A 16,116-nucleotide genomic window follows, 5' to 3' on the forward strand; every position below is an offset into this window, starting at 1 on the left:
GCAACTGGCCGGGGCTTTTGGGGTTATGCCGAGGTTCGGCAATTCAACTGGAGCAGGTTCAACTCTCGCAAGGCCACCGAGAACTTGGCGAACTCGTGGGTGCTGGTAGTCTTGAAGTCGGCCAACATGTGGGTCCAACGGGACAAGAGCTGCTCATGCTCCGAAATCCAGTCGGCCAGTATGGTAGCGCATTCTCCCTGCTCTTTGCACCCTTCCAGTACCACGGAAGTGAGGCTGCGTTGTTGCCAGTCCAGATCCTCGCGGAAGGAGGAGCGCGCCATCGCCTGCCAGTGGTTGCCCACCGGCTGATGGTTGATCTGCTCGAGGAACCAGTGCAGATCCAGCTTGGCACCGAGACGGTAGTAGACGTTGGCGGCGCGCAGGATGTCAGTCTTGTGCTCCGCGGCGATCTGCGCCAGATCCAGGCAGGAGAAGAGGCTGCTCATGTGGGCCACCTGACGGGCGATATGCTCGGGAACCGCTCTGGCCACCAGGGCGGCGACCGCCTGCTGGTGCTCGGCCACTTCGCTCTCGTCCATCACCTCGTAGAGATGCTCGGCCAGGGTCTCGAAGGCCGGGCGGAAGAAGGCGATGTTCTCGCCGATGCTCCAGCTGCGGTTGCGAGCGCGCAGGAACCAGCGGGTGGCGCGGCGCACGATGCGGCGGCTGTAGAACATCAGCTCGAGCTGGGTGTTGGCATCCACCTGGTTGTCACACCCTTCGATGTCACGCCACAGGGTATTGAGGCCGAACACTTCCCGGGCCATGGCGAAGCAGCAGGCCACTTCCGCCACCGAGGCACCGGTCTCGTCCTTCATCCGGCTGGCGAAGTTGAGCCCCATGTCGTTGACCAGCATGTTGGCCACCCGGGTCGCGATGATCTCGCCGCGCAGCGGATGCTGGGCAAGGGCCGCGCCGAACTGCTGCTGCAGCTGGGTCGGGAAGCTGGTGACCAGCATGTTGGCGAGGAAGGGCTCGTCGGTCACTTCCGGGCAGTTGAGCTGCTCTTTGAGCACCATCTTGCCGTAGGCCACCAGCACCGCCAGCTCGGGTCGGGTCAGCCCCTGCCCCGCCGCCATCCGCTCGGAGAGCTCCTCGTCGGAGGGGAGGAACTCGAGACCGCGGTCCAGCTTGCCTTCCCGCTCCAGCCCCTGGATGAAGCGCTGCTGCTCCTTGAGCTGCTCGTCGCCACGGAACGCCGTGACCGAGATGGACTGGGACTGGCGATAGGCGTTGGTGATGACCACCTGCGCCACCGCATCCGTCATCTCGTAGAGCATCTGGTTGCGCTGCTTGAGGGTCAGATCCCCGGCGGCCACCAGCTGGTTCAGCAGGATCTTGATGTTCACCTCGTTGTCGGAGCAGTCCACGCCGCCCACGTTGTCGGTGAAGTCGGTGTTGATGCGACCGCCCTGGCTCGCATACTCCACCCGGCCGAGCTGGGTGAAGCCCAGGTTGCCACCCTCGCCCACGATGCGGGCACGGAGGTCACGACCGTTGACCCGCAGCACGTCGTTGCTGCGATCCCCGACGTCGGCGTCGCTCTCGCGGGCACTCTTCACATAGGTGCCGATGCCGCCGTTCCAGAGCAAGTCCACGTTCAGGCAGAGCAGGGCCTTGATCAGCTCGTTCGGTGCCATGCTGGCCTTGTCGGTGCCGAGCAGGGTCTGCATCTCGGGGCTCAGCTTGATGGACTTGGCCGAGCGCAGGAAGATGCCGCCCCCCTTGGAGATGAGCTCACGGTTGTAGTCATCCCAGCTGGAGCCCGGCAGTTCGAACAGGCGCTGGCGTTCGACGAAGCTCCTGGCCGCATTCGGGGTCGGGTCGACGAAGATGTGCATGTGGTTGAAGGCGCCCACCAGCTGGATGTGCTCGGAGAGCAGCATGCCGTTGCCGAACACGTCGCCGGCCATGTCGCCTATGCCCACGCAGGTGAAGTCCGTGGTCTGGCAGTTGACGCCGATTTCGCGGAAGTGGCGCTTGACCGACTCCCAGGCACCGCGGGCGGTGATGCCCATCTTCTTGTGGTCATAGCCGACCGAGCCGCCGGAGGCGAAGGCATCGCCGAGCCAGTGGCCATATTCCAGGCTGATTTCGTTGGCGATGTCGGAGAAGGTCGCGGTGCCCTTGTCAGCCGCCACCACCAGGTAGTAGTCATCCTCGTCGTGGCGTACCACGGATTTCGGCGGGATCACCTCACCCTTGATGATGTTGTCGGTGACGTCCAGCAGACCGCGGATGAACAGGCGGTAGCAGGCCTTGCCCTCCTCCTGGATGACGGCACGGGACGCGCCCGCCGGCATCTGCTTGCAGTAGAAGCCGCCCTTGGCGCCAACCGGCACGATGACGGTGTTCTTCACTTGCTGCGCCTTCACCAGACCCAGCACCTCGGTGCGGAAGTCTTCCTTGCGATCGGACCAGCGCAGCCCGCCACGGGCCACCTTGCCCCAGCGCAGGTGCACCCCTTCCACCCGCGGCGAGTAGACGAAGATCTCGAACTTCGGCAGCGGCAGCGGCATGTCGGTGATGCTGGAGGGTGCCAGCTTGAAGGAGATGTAGGGCTTGATGTTGCCCGCACCGTCCGGCTGGTAGTAGTTGGTGCGCAGGGTCGCGTCGATCATCTCCACATAGCGGCGGATGATGCGATCGTCGTCCAGGTTGGCAACCTGATCGAGCTTGGCGGCGAGCTGCTCGTGCAGCTTGGCCTGTACCTTGGCGTCCTGCTTGCTCGCCGGATCCAGGCGCTGCTCGAACAGGGTGAACAGCAGCTGGGCGATATCCGGGTAGCGGGTCAGGGTCTCTTCGATATAGGACTGGCTGAAGGAGACGCCGGTCTGGCGCATGTATTTGGCATAGGCACGCAGCACAGAGACCTGGCGGCCGCTGAGGCCGGCCCCCAGCACCAGGCGGTTGAAGCCGTCATCTTCCAGGGTCTTGTTCCAGATGGCGGCGAAGGCCTCCTGGAAGCGCTGCTGGCTCTGCTCCAGATCGAACGGCTGTTCGCCGCGCAGCAGCATGGAGAAGTCGAGGATCCAGAACACCTCGCCGGTCGGGGTACGCACCTGATACGGGGTCTCGCCGATGACGCGCAGCCCCATGTTTTCCAGCATGGGCAGGACGTCGGAGAGGTGGATGGGCTCGGTGCGGTGGAACAGCTTGAGGCGCACCCGGCGATCGTTCTCCTCCTCCTGGGCGCGGTAGAACAGCATGCCCAGGGGCTCGGCTTCACTCAGGCCATCGAGGGCCATGATGTCCGCCACGGCGGAGCCCGGCAGCACGTCTTCCTTGTAGGCACGGGGGAAGGCGGTGCTGAAGCGACGGCGCAGTTCGTTGCCGCGGGCCTCGCCATAATGGGAGAGCAGCACGGAATCCAGACGGTCATCCCAGCTGCGGGCCGCTTCGATCAGGTTGTTCTGTACTTCGTTCACATCCACATCCACGTTGTTGTTGTTGACCCGCACTATGTAGTGGGTCCGTGCCAGCACGCCCTCGGTGAAGTAGACGTTGAACTCCACCTCTTCGCTGCTGCCGAAATATTTTTGCAGGATCTGCTGGGTCTTGATGCGCAGCGCCGTGTTGTAGCGCTCCTTGGTGACATAGACCATGCAGGAGAAGAAGCGGCCGTAAACGTCGCGGCGCACGAACAGGCGCAGCATGTCGCGCTCCTGCATCTCCAGCACGCCGAGGCCGGTGGCCAGCAGCTCCTCTTCACGGGCCTGGATCAGCTCGTCGCGCGGGTAGGTTTCCAGCACGTTCAGCAGCGCCTTGTAGGCGTGAGAGCCCTTCTCATGACCGGAGGCGGCCATGATGCGCTCGAGGCGGTGGCTGATGAGGGGGATCTGGGTCGCGCTGGTGTTGTAGATGGAGGAGGCATACAGACCGATGAAGCGATCTTCCCCCACCACCTTGCCGTGCTCGTCGAAGCGCTTGATGCCGATGTAATCCACATAGGCCGGGCGGTGCACCCGGGACTTGCTGTTGGACTTGGTGAGGATCAGCAGGTCGGAACTCAGGGCGGCGTGGCGGGCGCTGGCTGGCATGGTGCCCAGGCGCTGCCCCTCGTCCTTCATGGAGTTCTTCATCAGACCCAGGCTGGAGTCAGGCTGGGGCAGGATCTCGTGATCCCCCTCCACCGCCTTGACGTCATAGCGGCGATAGCCCATCAGGGTGAAGTTGTGAGCGGCGACCCATTTCAGGAAGGCGACGCAGGAGTCCACCTCGGCCTTGCTGACCGGGTGCTTGCGTTTGGGCAGCTCGTCGATGATCTCGTTCAGGCGCGCCAGCATGGGCTGCCAGTCCCCGACCGCCAGGGCTACTTCCCGCGCCACCGAGTTCAGCTCGGCGGTCAGGGCCTCCATCTCCTCTTCAGTGGTCAGGTGGTCGATCTCGATGAGGAAGGCGGTCTCTACCGAGGTTTGGGACGCCGTGTTGTCCAGATCCAGGATGGCGCTGATCTTGCCCCCTTCGCTGCGGATCAGGTGCAGCGGCTGGTGCAGCATCATGTGCGCCGTGATGCCGCGACGCTTGAGGGCCATGCGGATGGAGTCCACCAGGAAGGGGGAATCCTGCAGGATGATCTCGACGATGGTATGGGGAGACTGCCAGCCGTGACGGGTCAGCTCGGGGTTGTACACCCGGATGTAAGGGTCGGTGTCGGTACGCTGATTGAGGGCATTCCACAGGCTGAGCGCCGCCCCGTAAAGATCGCTGTCATTGCGATCGTGCAGGTCGGTGCTGGCCATGTTGCCGTAGAACTTGGCGACGAAGCATTCGACCAGGGAGGCACTGTTTCTGGGCAATTTCTGATGGATCAGGCTGAGAACGTTTTCGAGCAGAACTGAGGTAGGGGCGTCTTTCAATGCCATTGCTAGTTTCCTTATCGGACGACATCACAGACACGGCGACATCCACCCTGGATGCCCACCGGTACAGAGTTGCAGCGAGTGTAATGTCTTGGATCAAGGAAGGCGAGCAAAGGTGATAACGGGATGTTAAAAACAAGGGGCAGATCACGGCTTGGGTTGTGATATATTTTGCCAAGTTGGCAAAAATCAGAAAATCACACTGGATGATGCGAGATTTGCCGGATAGATAGTGACTTTAAGCAGATAATTACCCGGAAAAATGTTCAAGTTTTGTTAATTTATGCGTTCCAGGGAAATGAAGCGATGATCGTCCTGGGTTGTCAGCCGAAAGTAGCCAGAAACCCCGTCCTGTGACACGAAGCCACGGATCTTCTCCAGCCCCAGCTCCAGGGTCAGTCCCTGCTCGGTGCGCACCACCAGCCGCCTGACATGCCCCTGATACATCAGCATGATCTCGTCCCGGCCGAGGGCCAGCCGAAAAGTGTATTGCCTCATTGCTTCTCCCCTCTCTGTATTCCATGTAAAAACGGGCAGGAGAGCCTGACCCCCCTGCCCGCCATCAGGACGCTTACTGGGCCAGCGCCTTGCTCACCTTCTCGAACAGATCCCGTGCCAGCCCGTCCAGATTCGCCAGGCGGGTCAGCTCGGCGCGGACCAGCGCCTTGCGCCCCTCATCGAGCCGCTTGAACTGGATGAGCGGGGTGATTAGGCGGGACGCCACCTGGGGATTGACCTCGTTGAGCTCGATCAGGAGATCGGTCAGGAAGCGGTAGCCGCTGCCATCCACGGCGTGGAACTGCACCTGGTTGCTCATGGCGAAGCTGCCCACCAGCGCCCGCAGCCGGTTCGGGTTGCGGATGCTGAAGGTGGGGTGCGCCATCGCCTGCTTCACCTCAGCCAGCACGTCGGCGGCGGGTTTGCTGCCCACCAGACGCAGCCAGTTGTCCAGCACCAGACCATCGTGCGCCCACTTGCCCTCGAAGTCGGCAAGGAGCTCGGCACGGCACGCCAGCAGGTGGCCGTTGGCGACCTGCAAGGCGGCCAGGGTGTCGGTCATGTTGTCTGCGCTGCTGTACTGCTCCCGCACCAGGGCGTCGGCCTGCACCGGATCCAGGGCCGCCAGGTAGCCGAGCACCACGCCCTTGAGGGCGCGCTTGGCCATGTCCTCATGCACCACCCGGTATGCCGGCAGGCGCAGGCACTCGTAACAGGTCAGCAGCGCAGTACCGAAGCCTTGGGCCAGCGCACGCTGGATGTCGCCGCGCACCCGATGGATGGCGTCAATGTCGGCCACGTCGAACAGCTCGGCCAGGGTCGCCTCTCCCGGCAGCGCCAGGATCTCTGCCTTGAGGGCGGGATCCAGGGTTGCGTCAGCCAGGATGCCCTCAAAGGCCGCCAGCAAGGTTTGGGAGAGCGCGACCTCCTGCCCTTGCTGCACCCGGGCCACGCCGTCGATCACCGCCTTGTTGATCAGCATCTGGGCGGCATCCCAGCGGGCAAACTCGTTACGGGCATGGCGCATCAGGAATGCGAGCGCCTCGTCGCTGTAGTCAAAATGCAGCTTCACCGGCGCGGAGAAGTCCCGCAGCAGGGAGGGCACCGGCTTGACCGGCACTTGATCGAATTCGAACGTCTGCTGTGCTTCCAGCACGTTGAGGACGTTGCCGATGGCCTTGCCCTGGTACTGCAGGGCGATGACGGCACCTTGCTCATCATAGAGCTCGATGTCGAGGGGAATGTGCAGCGGCAGTTTTTGCGGCTGATCCTGGGTCGGCGGGGTGTGCTGGCTCACGTGCAGGCGATAGACGCCGCTTGCGGCGTCGTACTCGTCGGTCACGGTGAGCTCGGGGGTGCCGGACTGGCTGTACCAGCGGCGGAAGCGGCCGAGATCCACGCCGGAGGCATCCTCCATCGCCTGCACGAAGTCGTCACAGGTGGCTGCCGAGCCGTCATGGCGCTCGAAGTAGAGGCGCATGCCCGCCTGGAAGGCGTCTTCGCCCAGCAGGGTGTGCATCATGCGGATCACTTCAGAACCCTTTTCGTAGACGGTCAGGGTGTAGAAGTTGTTCATCTCGATCACCACATCCGGGCGGATGGGGTGCGCCATGGGGCCGGCGTCTTCGGCAAACTGCGGGCCGCGCACGGTGCGCACGTTGTTGATGCGGTTGACCCCGCGGGACCCCAGATCGGAGGAGAACTCCTGATCCCGGAACACCGTCAGCCCCTCTTTGAGGCTTAACTGGAACCAGTCACGGCAGGTGACGCGGTTGCCGGTCCAGTTGTGGAAGTATTCGTGACCGATCACCCGCTCGATGCCGTGGTAATCGCCGTCGGTGGCGGTGGCCGGGTTGGCCAGCACGAACTTGGAGTTGAAGATGTTGAGCCCCTTGTTCTCCATGGCGCCCATGTTGAAGAAGTCCACCGCCACGATCATGTAGATGTCGAGGTCGTACTCGAGGCCGAAGCGCTGCTCGTCCCAGCGCATGGAATTGATGAGGCTCTCCATGGCAAAGCCGGCTCTGTCCAGGTTGCCCTTGTCCACGAAGATCTCGAGGGCCACCTGGCGGCCGCTTTTGGTGACGAAGTGGTTGCGCTCCACGTCGAAATCCCCCGCCACCAGGGCGAAGAGATAGCTCGGCTTGGGGAAGGGATCCTGCCACTGCACGAAGTGGCGGCCACCGTCCAGATCACCGCTCGCCACCTTGTTGCCGTTGGAGAGCAGATAGGGGAACCTGGCCTTGTCGGCGCTGATGCGGGTGCTGTAACGGGCCAGGATATCCGGCCTGTCCATGTAATAGGTGATGCGACGAAAGCCCTCCGCCTCACACTGGGTGCAGTAGGCTTCGCCGGACTTGTAAAGCCCTTCCAGCGCAGTGTTGGCGGCAGGGTTGATGTCGGTGACTATGGTCAGCACGCACTCGGCGGGCAGGTTGAACAGGGTCAGGCTGCCCTCCCCCTGCTCGTACTGGCTGAAAGGAACGCCATCCAGGCTGATGCTGACGAGGTCAAGCCCCTCGCCGTCCAGCACCAGGGGCTCGTTGTGAGCGCCGTTGCGGCGCAGCCGCGAGATGGCGGTGACCCGGGTCAGGGGCTCCTGCAACTGGAAATCGAGGTCGATGCTGTCGCACCAGTAGAAGGGAGCCCGGTAGTCCTGGCGATACTTGGCCGTCATGGCCTGGGAGAGATCGGTCATTATTGTGTGCTTCCACGCTTTGTTATTGACGTGTCAGAGGCTGTCACAAGGCTCGGACAGGGTCAAATAGTTTGCATTCAGGCAAAAGAAAGGGCGACCTGAGTCGCCCTTGTCAATCAGCATGGCGTGGCCATGATCAGCTCTTCTTGCTGAGACTGGCCAGATCCGCCGTGATGTTGGCCGCTTCGACCTGATACTCGTCGGGCGCCTCGAAATCGGCGGGCAGTTCATCCAGGCTCTTCACCGCAGGCTTGCCAAGACGGGTCAGACGTTCGTTGGCTCGCGCCAGCGCCTTCTCGTCCTGCTTGGCCTGTTCGGCCAGCCGCTCGGCTTCGTTCAGGGAGACCGACTTCTTGTCCTTCTCCGCCTGATACTCCTTGATGTCCTGCAGCACGTAGGCGAATTCCGGATCCTTGGTGATCCGCGCCTCGTGTGCCGACTTCAACCTGGGCAGCATGCCGGAGAAATCACCCAGCTTGTCGTAGCTTGCCGAGGCGATCTTGTCCCAGGGCAGGGCGTTGAACTCGCGGCTCTCCCCCGTCTCGTCCGGCGCCACCGCCGTCGGGAAGGCGATGTCAGGCGCCACTCCCTTGTTCTGGGTGCTGCCGCCATCGATGCGGTAGAACTTGGCGATGGTGTACTGGACGTGGCCCAGCGGCTGCTCGTAGAAGTCGTATACCTTGGCCAGGCTGCGATGCTGCTGCACCGTGCCCTTGCCGAACGAGTTCTCGCCGAGGATCAGGGCGCGGCCGTAATCCTGCATGGCGGCAGCGAAGATCTCGGAGGCCGACGCGCTGTAGCGGTCGATCATCACCGACATGGGGCCGCCGTAATAGACGTTGCCGTCGTCGTCACCGTTGACGGTGATGCGACCCATGTGATCACGGATCTGCACGACCGGACCGCTCGCGAAGAACAGGCCGCTCAGGGCGGAGGCTTCCGTCAGGGCACCGCCGCCGTTGCCGCGCAGATCCACGATGAGACCGTCGATCTTCTGCTTGTTGAGGCTGGAGAGCTCCTTGATCACGTCGTCGTGCAGGTTGACGTAGAAGCTCGGGATCTCGAGCACGCCAATTTTCTTGCCTTCGGCGGTGATCACCTTGGACTTGGCGGCCCTGTCTTCCAGGCGCACCTTGTCACGGGTCAGCTCCACCAGCTCGGTCTTGGCGCTGGCGCCCTTGCCGCGCTGGATCTCCAGCTTCACCTTGCTGCCTTTCGGGCCCTTGATGAGCTCGACCACGTCGTCCAGACGCCAGCCGATCACGTCGACGATCTTGCCGTCGTCCTGCCCCACCCCGGTGATCTTGTCATCGGGCTTCAAGTGGTTGGACTTGGCGGCCGGACCGCCGGGCACCAGGGAGCGGATGACGGTGAAGTCATCCTCCGCCTGCAGCACGGCGCCAATCCCTTCCAGTGAGAGGTTCATCTCGGTGTTGAAGCGATCGGCACTGCGCGGCGAGAGATAGCTGGTGTGCGGCTCGATGGCACGGGCGAAGGAGTTCATGAAGAGCTGGAACACGTCCTCGCTCTCGGTCTGGGACATCCGCTTGATAGCGTTGTTATAACGCTTGCCAAGCAGCTCCTTGATCTCGGGCCACTCCTTGCCGCTGAGTTTGAGGCTCAGGGCATCGAACTTGACCCGCTGACGCCACAGCTCGTTGAGCTCGGCTTCATCCTTGGGCCAGGGAGCCCCTTCCCGATCGAAGACGTAATTGTCTTTCTGGGTAAAGTCGAAGGGGGTGTCGAGCAGCTTGAGGGCGTATTCGAACCGCTCGTAACGTCGCTGCTGACTCAGGTTGAACATCTCGTAGGCCGGAGCCAGCCGCCCTCGTTCGAGGTCGGTGTCAAAACCGGTACGGTACTTTTCAAAACGGCTGATGTCAGAGGCCAGAAACAGGTTGCGGCTGTAGTCCAGATTCTCCAGGTACTTGTCAAAGACCACGGAGGAAAAGGCATCGTCCAGCTTGAACTGTTTGTAGTGGGAGCGGGTAAACAGGTTGGCAATTCGCTTGCTGGCCGTAGCATGTTGGCTCTCCTGAGCCAACACAGGCAAATCACTCTCCTTGAGCACCGGCTCGATGGCCTGCGCGAGCCCGGCGAGCGCCAGGCCACAGGCTACGAGGGAAAAACGAATTACGCCATGCTTCAACATGCGTCTCCTTAGAGAACCAGATGCTCGAACTTGACCCGCAACATCATGCCGGTCTGCAATTGAACCTGTACGTCATCCTTGGTCACTTCCTTGATGGTCGCGGGCACCGGGGACTTGCCCAGCACGACGCGCACGCCCTGATCCACTTTCAGGGTAGCGGCATCCACCTTGACCAACGGGGCTTCATCAGCCACCGGGGCGGCCTTGGGCGCGGACTTCGGCTTGTCGGCGCGCGGAGCATCGGCCTTGCGCGGCGCGTTGCGACGCGGCTGCTTGGGCTTGTCTTCCTTCTCCTTGGTGTTGGTGCGACGGCTGGCGAAGACGCGCTCCTTGCTCTCCTTGAGCGCCTGCTTGGCATGTTCGATGTGCTCTTCGGTCAGCAGTTCACCCGGGTTGCCGTCCAGATCGACACGGGCCTGGCCAGCCTTGAGGCCATGCAGGTAACGCCAGCTGGAGGTGTATTGACGCAGAGCAGAGCGCAGCATGGTCTTGGAGACTCTCTCGTCGTCGGCAAGACGCGCAGCCAGATCCTGGAAGATGCCAATCTTGAGCGGCTTGGCCTCTCCTTCTGCGATGAAGCAGGCCGGGAATTTCTCGACCAGGTAGGCGACGATCTCTTTACTGTTCTTCAGCTTTTCAGTGTTTTCCATGTATAACCTTGGCTTTCATATAGACGCACGGGCATGCCCGAACACAACAAAGGCCCCATTATAGAGAGCTTGGGACCTTTTGCGAACCATCTAGCAATGACTTAGAGCATGCTTTCCAAAATTTGCACCGTTTCTTCAAGGCCGATCCGGTCTTGTTCATCAAAGCGGCTAAAAATCGGGCTATCGATATCCAGTACCCCGATGATCTGGCCGGCACGGCGCAGCGGGATCACGATTTCCGAGTTGCTGGCACCGTCACAGGCGATGTGCCCCGCGAACTGGTGCACGTCGTCCACCAACTGGGTCTTGCCCTCGGCGACCGCCGTGCCGCACACCCCGCGCCCGACCGGGATACGCACGCAGGCGGGTTTGCCCTGGAAGGGCCCCAGCACCAGGGTCTCTCCCTGCAACAGGTAAAAGCCGACCCAGTTGATGTCGGTCAGCTCCTGGTTAAGCAGCGCAGAGAGGTTCGCCAGGGTGGCGATCATGTCAGGCTCGCCCTCGAGCAATGCCTGGGCCTGCTGGTTGAGGGTGCGATAAAATGCTTGTTTTTCAATCATGATTAAATGAACTTCACTCCTTGATAATGGATGCAAGGTACCGTCCTGCCTGAAAAATTCAAATCAATTTTCACTTTCCCCCCCTTCCCGGGTCATGACCGGCCGCCCGTTCAGCGGGAAACGCTTAGCGCCAACTGCTGGCGCTGACCACTGTTCCACTCCAGATTGAGCAGCCAGGTCATGGTCGCCGAGGTGCAGGCGCCCACCTGTGCCCTGGCCTGCCAGCCGCCGCTGGCGGCCTCAAACTGCACGGGGATCCGGCCCATGAACATCTCCTTTCCCTCCAGCCAGGCCACCTTCGGCGCGATGGACTGCACGCGACTACCCTGAAGACGCAAGACAAAGTCATGTTCAGGGCGGATCGGCAGGCCGTCGATGCTGGCCGTCAGGGTCGCATCGCCCACTCGCAGCGGACAGGGGCTGTGGGACAGATCACAAATCTGATCATTTGTGCCCCCCGAATTCTCGCTTTGGGGGCCCGAAAACCAGGTCCGATAGGCCATCAGGGAGAGCAAAATGGCAAGCACCATGGTCAAGTGCGCGATTTTGCGTGAAGTGAGTCTCTCTTTCATGAAAAAACAACCCTGTAAGGTACTTTAAAAATGTGATTTTCGTGATCTGGCGCATGGCAAAAACTGGCAGGCACGAGACCCGCTGGAGCCAAATATATCACTGTTTGTACTGTTATTTTACCGACCAGTTCAGTATCATTCTCAATGAATTTTCATTTATCCACCTTTTGCTTTTCCTTTTATTAACAGATGTTAACGGGAGGATTTTGCAAAAACGGGGTGAAAATGGCCCTGAACATCTGGGCAAAAACAAACAACAGCATCGGAAGCGGAATACAACGATGAGCCATACAACAAACCACCCTGAGTACAACTACACCGTTGTGCGCCAGTTCACCGTCATGACGATTGTCTGGGGAATTGTCGGTATGTCGGTTGGTGTACTGATCGCAGCCCAGTTGATCTGGCCTGCCCTCAACTTCGATACCCCCTGGCTGACCTACAGCCGTCTGCGTCCCCTGCACACTAATGCGGTCATCTTCGCATTTGGTTGCAGCGCCCTGATGGCCACCTCCTTCTACGTGGTGCAACGCACCTGTCAGACCCGGCTGTTTGGTGGCCCCCTCGCCTCCTTCGTGTTCTGGGGCTGGCAGGCGATCATCCTCTCTGCCGCCATCTCGCTGCCCCTGGGATACACCACCTCCAAGGAGTATGCCGAGCTGGAGTGGCCGATTGACATCGCCATCGCCGTGGTCTGGGTCAGCTATGCCATCGTCTTCTTCGGCACCCTGGTCAAGCGCACCACCTCCCACATCTATGTGGCGAACTGGTTCTTCGGTGCCTTCATCATCACGGTCGCCGTGCTGCACATCGTCAACAACATGGAAGTACCGCTCTCCGGCATGAAGTCCTACTCCATGTACTCCGGTGCCATGGATGCCATGGTGCAGTGGTGGTATGGCCACAACGCGGTGGGCTTCCTGCTGACGGCGGGCTTCCTCGGCATGATGTACTACTTCGTGCCCAAGCAGGCCGGACGTCCGGTCTACTCCTACCGTCTCTCCATCGTGCACTTCTGGGCGCTGATCTCCCTCTATATTTGGGCCGGTCCGCACCACCTGCACTACACTGCCCTGCCTGACTGGGCACAGTCCCTCGGGATGGTGATGTCCCTCATCCTGTTCGTCCCCTCCTGGGGCGGCATGATCAACGGCATCATGACCCTGTCAGGCGCCTGGCACAAGCTGCGCTATGACCCCATCCTGCGCTTCCTGATCGTCTCCCTCTCCTTCTACGGCATGTCCACCTTCGAAGGCCCCATGATGGCGATCAAGACGGTCAACGCCCTCTCCCACTACACCGACTGGACAATCGGTCACGTCCACTCCGGTGCCCTGGGCTGGGTTGCCATGGTCTCCATCGGCGCCGTGTATCACCTGATCCCGAACCTGTTCGGCCAGGGGCGCATGTACAGCATCAAGCTCATCAACGTCCACTTCTGGCTGGCCACCGTGGGTACCGTGCTCTACATCGTCGCCATGTGGATTTCCGGTGTGATGCAGGGGCTGATGTGGCGTGCGGTCAACGACGACGGCACCCTGACCTACAGCTTCGTGGAGGCGCTGCAGGCGTCCTACCCCTTCTACTTCGTGCGCTTCCTGGGTGGCTGCTTCTTCGTCACCGGCATGCTGCTGATGGCCTACAACGCCTATCGCACCGTCACTGCGCCCAAGGGTTCCCTGGAACCCGTCGCACAGCCAGCCTGATTTGAAGGGGTCTAATGCATGAGCAACAACAACCGTCACGAAATTTTTGAAAAGAGCGTTCCCATGCTGGTGGTCGGCATCATCTTTGCCATCAGCCTCGGGGGCCTGGTCGAGATCACCCCGCTGTTCTTCCAGAAGCAGACCACGGAGCCGGTGGAGGGCCTCAAGCCCTACACCGCCCTGCAGATGGAAGGCCGCGACATCTTCATCCGCGAAGGGTGCAACGTCTGTCACAGCCAGATGATCCGCCCGTTCCGCGCCGAAACCGAGCGCTACGGCCACTACTCGGTCGCCGGCGAGAGCGTGTGGGAGCACCCCTTCCTGTGGGGCTCCAAGCGTACCGGTCCGGATCTGGCCCGCGTCGGCGGCCGCTACTCCGATGACTGGCACCGTGCCCACCTCATCAACCCGCGCGACGTGGTGCCCGAGTCCAACATGCCCGCCTTCCCCTGGCTCGAGACCAACGTGCTGAGCGGCGAGCTGACCGGCAAGAAGCTGGCCCTGTTCCGGGATCACTTCGGCGTGCCCTACACCGACGCCGACATTCAGGGAGCCGGCGAGGCAGTCAAGGGCAAGACGGAACTGGATGCCCTGGTGGCCTATCTGCAATCCCTGGGTCATGCCCTGAAATAAGGAGTCGGAATATGGATTACGGCACCTTCCGCGGTCTGTACACCCTGCTGCTGATGCTCATCATGATCGGCATCATCGTCTGGGCTTACAGCAAGCGCCGCAAGGCCTCCTTCGACGAGGCCGCCAACCTGGTTTTTGCCGATGACGAGCAACCCAGTGCTGATAACAAGAACGCAGGAGCGAAGCAATAATGAGCACTCTGTTTAGCATTTTTGTGACCGTCATAAGCCTTGGCACCATTCTCGGCTGCTTCCTGCTGCTGGCCTGGTGCATGAAGGACAAGATGGGCGCCGAAGAGGGCAAGCCCATGGGCCACACCTTCGACGGCATCGAGGAGATCAACAACCCGTTGCCGAAGTGGTGGTCCTACATGTTCCTCTTCTTCATCGTCACCGGGCTCATCTACCTGCTCGCCTTCCCGGGCCTTGGCAACTTCAAGGGCCTGCTGGGCTGGCAGAGCTCCAACCAGGACGTTCGCTCCCTGGCGGAATCCAAGGCCGCGGCAGCGTCTGCCAAGGCGGAAGGCCGCGCGGTCGAGTACGACCGTGAGCTCGCCAAGGCCGATGAGGTCTACGGCGCCAAGTTCCGCGAGCTGACCTATCAGGCGGACGGCAAGAGCTACAAGGAGATCACCGAGATCGCCAAGGATCCGGAAGCCCTGAAGGTGGGTCAGCGTCTGTTCCTGCAGAACTGCTCCCAGTGCCACGGCTCCGATGCCCGCGGTGGTCGCGGCTTCCCGAACCTGACCGACAGCGAATGGCAATGGGGTGGTCAACCCGACCAGATCAAGACCACCATCATGGGTGGGCGTCAGGGGGTCATGGCCGCCTGGGGCGAGATCCTGGGTCAGGACGGGGTGAAGGAGGTGGCCTCCTACGTGCTGAGCCTCTCCGGCCGCAAGGTTGACCTGGTTGAGGCCAAGAAGGGGGAAGCCCGCTTCGCGGTCTGCGCCGCCTGCCACGGCCCGGATGCCAAGGGCGGCATCGCCGTCGGTGCGCCGGATCTCACCAACAGCACCTGGCTGTATGGCGGTTCCCGTCAGGTGGTCGAGCAGACCATCACCCACGGACGTCACGGCGTGATGCCGGCCTGGAAGGATATCCTGGGAGAAGACAAGGTCCACCTGTTGGCATCCTATGTCTATAGCTTGTCCCACCAGGCGCAGTAAAATAAGCAGTAACATGTGATAAGCACGTGATTACTCAGCAAAAAGCCTCGACTCTTCGAGGCTTTTTGTTATCTTGTGTTGGCTGAATTACCGCCATTTCGTTAACCATTTGTTTCGGTAGCACCATGACTCAACCCTGGTATCGCCAATTCTGGCCCTGGTTCATCATCGCCCTCCCCTGCGCCGCCGTGATCGGCAGCATCGCCACCGCCATCATCGCCAGCCAGGACGGTGTCAACCTGGTGGCGGAAGACTATTACAAGCAAGGCAAGGAGATTAACCAGGATCTCAGCAAGTTCGATCGCGCCGAGGCCCTCGGCATCCGCATCGAGCTGATGGTCAACGACAAGGAGCTGACCCTCAGGCCCCTGTCGGGGGAGATCCCCCCCGGGCAGGCGCTGCGCCTCTCCCTGTTTCACCCGACCCTGGCGGGCCTGGACAGCGAACACCTGCTGACGGCGGATGGCAAGGGCATCTACCGCCTGCTGCTGGACAAACCCGTCACCGGCAAGTGGCATATCCGGGTCGATGCCTTCAATCACGAATGGCGCCTACAAGAGACGGCACAGCTGCCGACCCGGGCCCCCGTCGAACTCGATCCCAGGGGACGTTGAGCC

The 16,116-nt window shown here is 61.4% G+C and carries 12 protein-coding genes; 5 read left to right on the forward strand and 7 right to left on the reverse strand.

The features are described 5' to 3' along the window. Positions 1 to 23 precede the first annotated feature (23 nt). The 7 genes from J9885_RS08340 to J9885_RS08370 form a co-directional block, all read right to left on the reverse strand. Positions 24 to 4,865 (reverse strand): NAD-glutamate dehydrogenase, encoded by a 4,842-nt coding sequence (locus tag J9885_RS08340; RefSeq protein ID WP_210548774.1) that lies wholly within the window; start codon positions 4,863 to 4,865, stop codon positions 24 to 26. 273 nt (positions 4,866 to 5,138) lie between these two features. Continuing rightward, positions 5,139 to 5,360 carry a DUF2835 family protein gene (locus J9885_RS08345; RefSeq protein WP_210548776.1) on the reverse strand — a complete coding sequence of 74 codons (222 nt, stop codon included), beginning with the start codon at positions 5,358 to 5,360 and terminating at the stop codon, positions 5,139 to 5,141. Between the two features lie 73 nt (positions 5,361 to 5,433). Then, positions 5,434 to 8,058 carry an aminopeptidase N gene (gene pepN / locus J9885_RS08350; protein WP_210548777.1) on the reverse strand — a complete coding sequence of 875 codons (2,625 nt, stop codon included), beginning with the start codon at positions 8,056 to 8,058 and terminating at the stop codon, positions 5,434 to 5,436. 136 nt (positions 8,059 to 8,194) lie between these two features. Further along, entirely contained in the window at positions 8,195 to 10,210 is a 2,016-nt protein-coding gene (gene prc / locus J9885_RS08355; protein WP_210548779.1) for a carboxy terminal-processing peptidase, read from the reverse strand. A gap of 8 nt (positions 10,211 to 10,218) precedes the next feature. Then, positions 10,219 to 10,860, reverse strand: a complete 642-nt coding sequence (gene proQ, locus J9885_RS08360) for an RNA chaperone ProQ (protein WP_134694391.1) — start codon at positions 10,858 to 10,860, stop codon at positions 10,219 to 10,221. Between the two features lie 101 nt (positions 10,861 to 10,961). Next, positions 10,962 to 11,420, reverse strand: a complete 459-nt coding sequence (locus J9885_RS08365) for a GAF domain-containing protein (RefSeq protein ID WP_043760439.1) — start codon at positions 11,418 to 11,420, stop codon at positions 10,962 to 10,964. A 110-nt stretch (positions 11,421 to 11,530) separates the two neighbouring features. Beyond that, positions 11,531 to 11,992: a hypothetical protein gene (locus J9885_RS08370; RefSeq protein WP_210548782.1), complete on the reverse strand. Its 462-nt coding sequence runs from the start codon at positions 11,990 to 11,992 to the stop codon at positions 11,531 to 11,533. Between the two features lie 281 nt (positions 11,993 to 12,273). Between J9885_RS08370 and ccoN the strand changes: the two genes are divergently transcribed. The 5 genes from ccoN (at position 12,274) to J9885_RS08395 (ending at position 16,113) form a co-directional block, all read left to right on the forward strand. Next, the gene (gene ccoN, locus J9885_RS08375; RefSeq protein ID WP_043760435.1) at positions 12,274 to 13,698 is read left to right on the forward strand and encodes a cytochrome-c oxidase, cbb3-type subunit I; all 1,425 of its coding nucleotides are present in this window, start codon (positions 12,274 to 12,276) and stop codon (positions 13,696 to 13,698) included. An 18-nt stretch (positions 13,699 to 13,716) separates the two neighbouring features. Continuing rightward, positions 13,717 to 14,331 carry a cytochrome-c oxidase, cbb3-type subunit II gene (gene ccoO / locus J9885_RS08380; protein WP_043760434.1) on the forward strand — a complete coding sequence of 205 codons (615 nt, stop codon included), beginning with the start codon at positions 13,717 to 13,719 and terminating at the stop codon, positions 14,329 to 14,331. A gap of 11 nt (positions 14,332 to 14,342) precedes the next feature. Further along, positions 14,343 to 14,522, forward strand: coding sequence for a CcoQ/FixQ family Cbb3-type cytochrome c oxidase assembly chaperone (locus J9885_RS08385; protein WP_043760432.1), 180 nt, complete (start codon positions 14,343 to 14,345; stop codon positions 14,520 to 14,522). Beyond that, the gene (gene ccoP / locus J9885_RS08390; RefSeq protein ID WP_043760429.1) at positions 14,522 to 15,499 is read left to right on the forward strand and encodes a cytochrome-c oxidase, cbb3-type subunit III; all 978 of its coding nucleotides are present in this window, start codon (positions 14,522 to 14,524) and stop codon (positions 15,497 to 15,499) included. The genes J9885_RS08385 and ccoP overlap by 1 nt, the downstream gene beginning before the upstream one ends. 125 nt (positions 15,500 to 15,624) lie before the next feature. Next, positions 15,625 to 16,113 carry a FixH family protein gene (locus J9885_RS08395; RefSeq protein ID WP_210548784.1) on the forward strand — a complete coding sequence of 163 codons (489 nt, stop codon included), beginning with the start codon at positions 15,625 to 15,627 and terminating at the stop codon, positions 16,111 to 16,113. The last annotated feature ends 3 nt before the right edge of the window (positions 16,114 to 16,116 follow it).

The organism is Aeromonas sp. SrichE-2G, from assembly GCF_017939565.1.
Lineage (GTDB): Bacteria > Pseudomonadota > Gammaproteobacteria > Enterobacterales > Aeromonadaceae > Aeromonas > Aeromonas taiwanensis.

What these genes read in the sequence shown, in the direction of transcription:
- J9885_RS08385 (WP_043760432.1), top strand. Translation starts at nt 14,343, where the DNA reads ATGGATTACGGCACCTTCCGCGGTCTGTACACCCTGCTGCTGATGCTC.
- prc (WP_210548779.1), bottom strand. Translation starts at nt 10,210, where the DNA reads ATGTTGAAGCATGGCGTAATTCGTTTTTCCCTCGTAGCCTGTGGCCTG.
- ccoN (WP_043760435.1), top strand. Translation starts at nt 12,274, where the DNA reads ATGAGCCATACAACAAACCACCCTGAGTACAACTACACCGTTGTGCGC.
- J9885_RS08395 (WP_210548784.1), top strand. Translation starts at nt 15,625, where the DNA reads ATGACTCAACCCTGGTATCGCCAATTCTGGCCCTGGTTCATCATCGCC.
- proQ (WP_134694391.1), bottom strand. Translation starts at nt 10,860, where the DNA reads ATGGAAAACACTGAAAAGCTGAAGAACAGTAAAGAGATCGTCGCCTAC.
- J9885_RS08370 (WP_210548782.1), bottom strand. Translation starts at nt 11,992, where the DNA reads ATGAAAGAGAGACTCACTTCACGCAAAATCGCGCACTTGACCATGGTG.
- ccoP (WP_043760429.1), top strand. Translation starts at nt 14,522, where the DNA reads ATGAGCACTCTGTTTAGCATTTTTGTGACCGTCATAAGCCTTGGCACC.
- J9885_RS08340 (WP_210548774.1), bottom strand. Translation starts at nt 4,865, where the DNA reads ATGGCATTGAAAGACGCCCCTACCTCAGTTCTGCTCGAAAACGTTCTC.
- pepN (WP_210548777.1), bottom strand. Translation starts at nt 8,058, where the DNA reads ATGACCGATCTCTCCCAGGCCATGACGGCCAAGTATCGCCAGGACTAC.
- ccoO (WP_043760434.1), top strand. Translation starts at nt 13,717, where the DNA reads ATGAGCAACAACAACCGTCACGAAATTTTTGAAAAGAGCGTTCCCATG.
- J9885_RS08365 (WP_043760439.1), bottom strand. Translation starts at nt 11,420, where the DNA reads ATGATTGAAAAACAAGCATTTTATCGCACCCTCAACCAGCAGGCCCAG.
- J9885_RS08345 (WP_210548776.1), bottom strand. Translation starts at nt 5,360, where the DNA reads ATGAGGCAATACACTTTTCGGCTGGCCCTCGGCCGGGACGAGATCATG.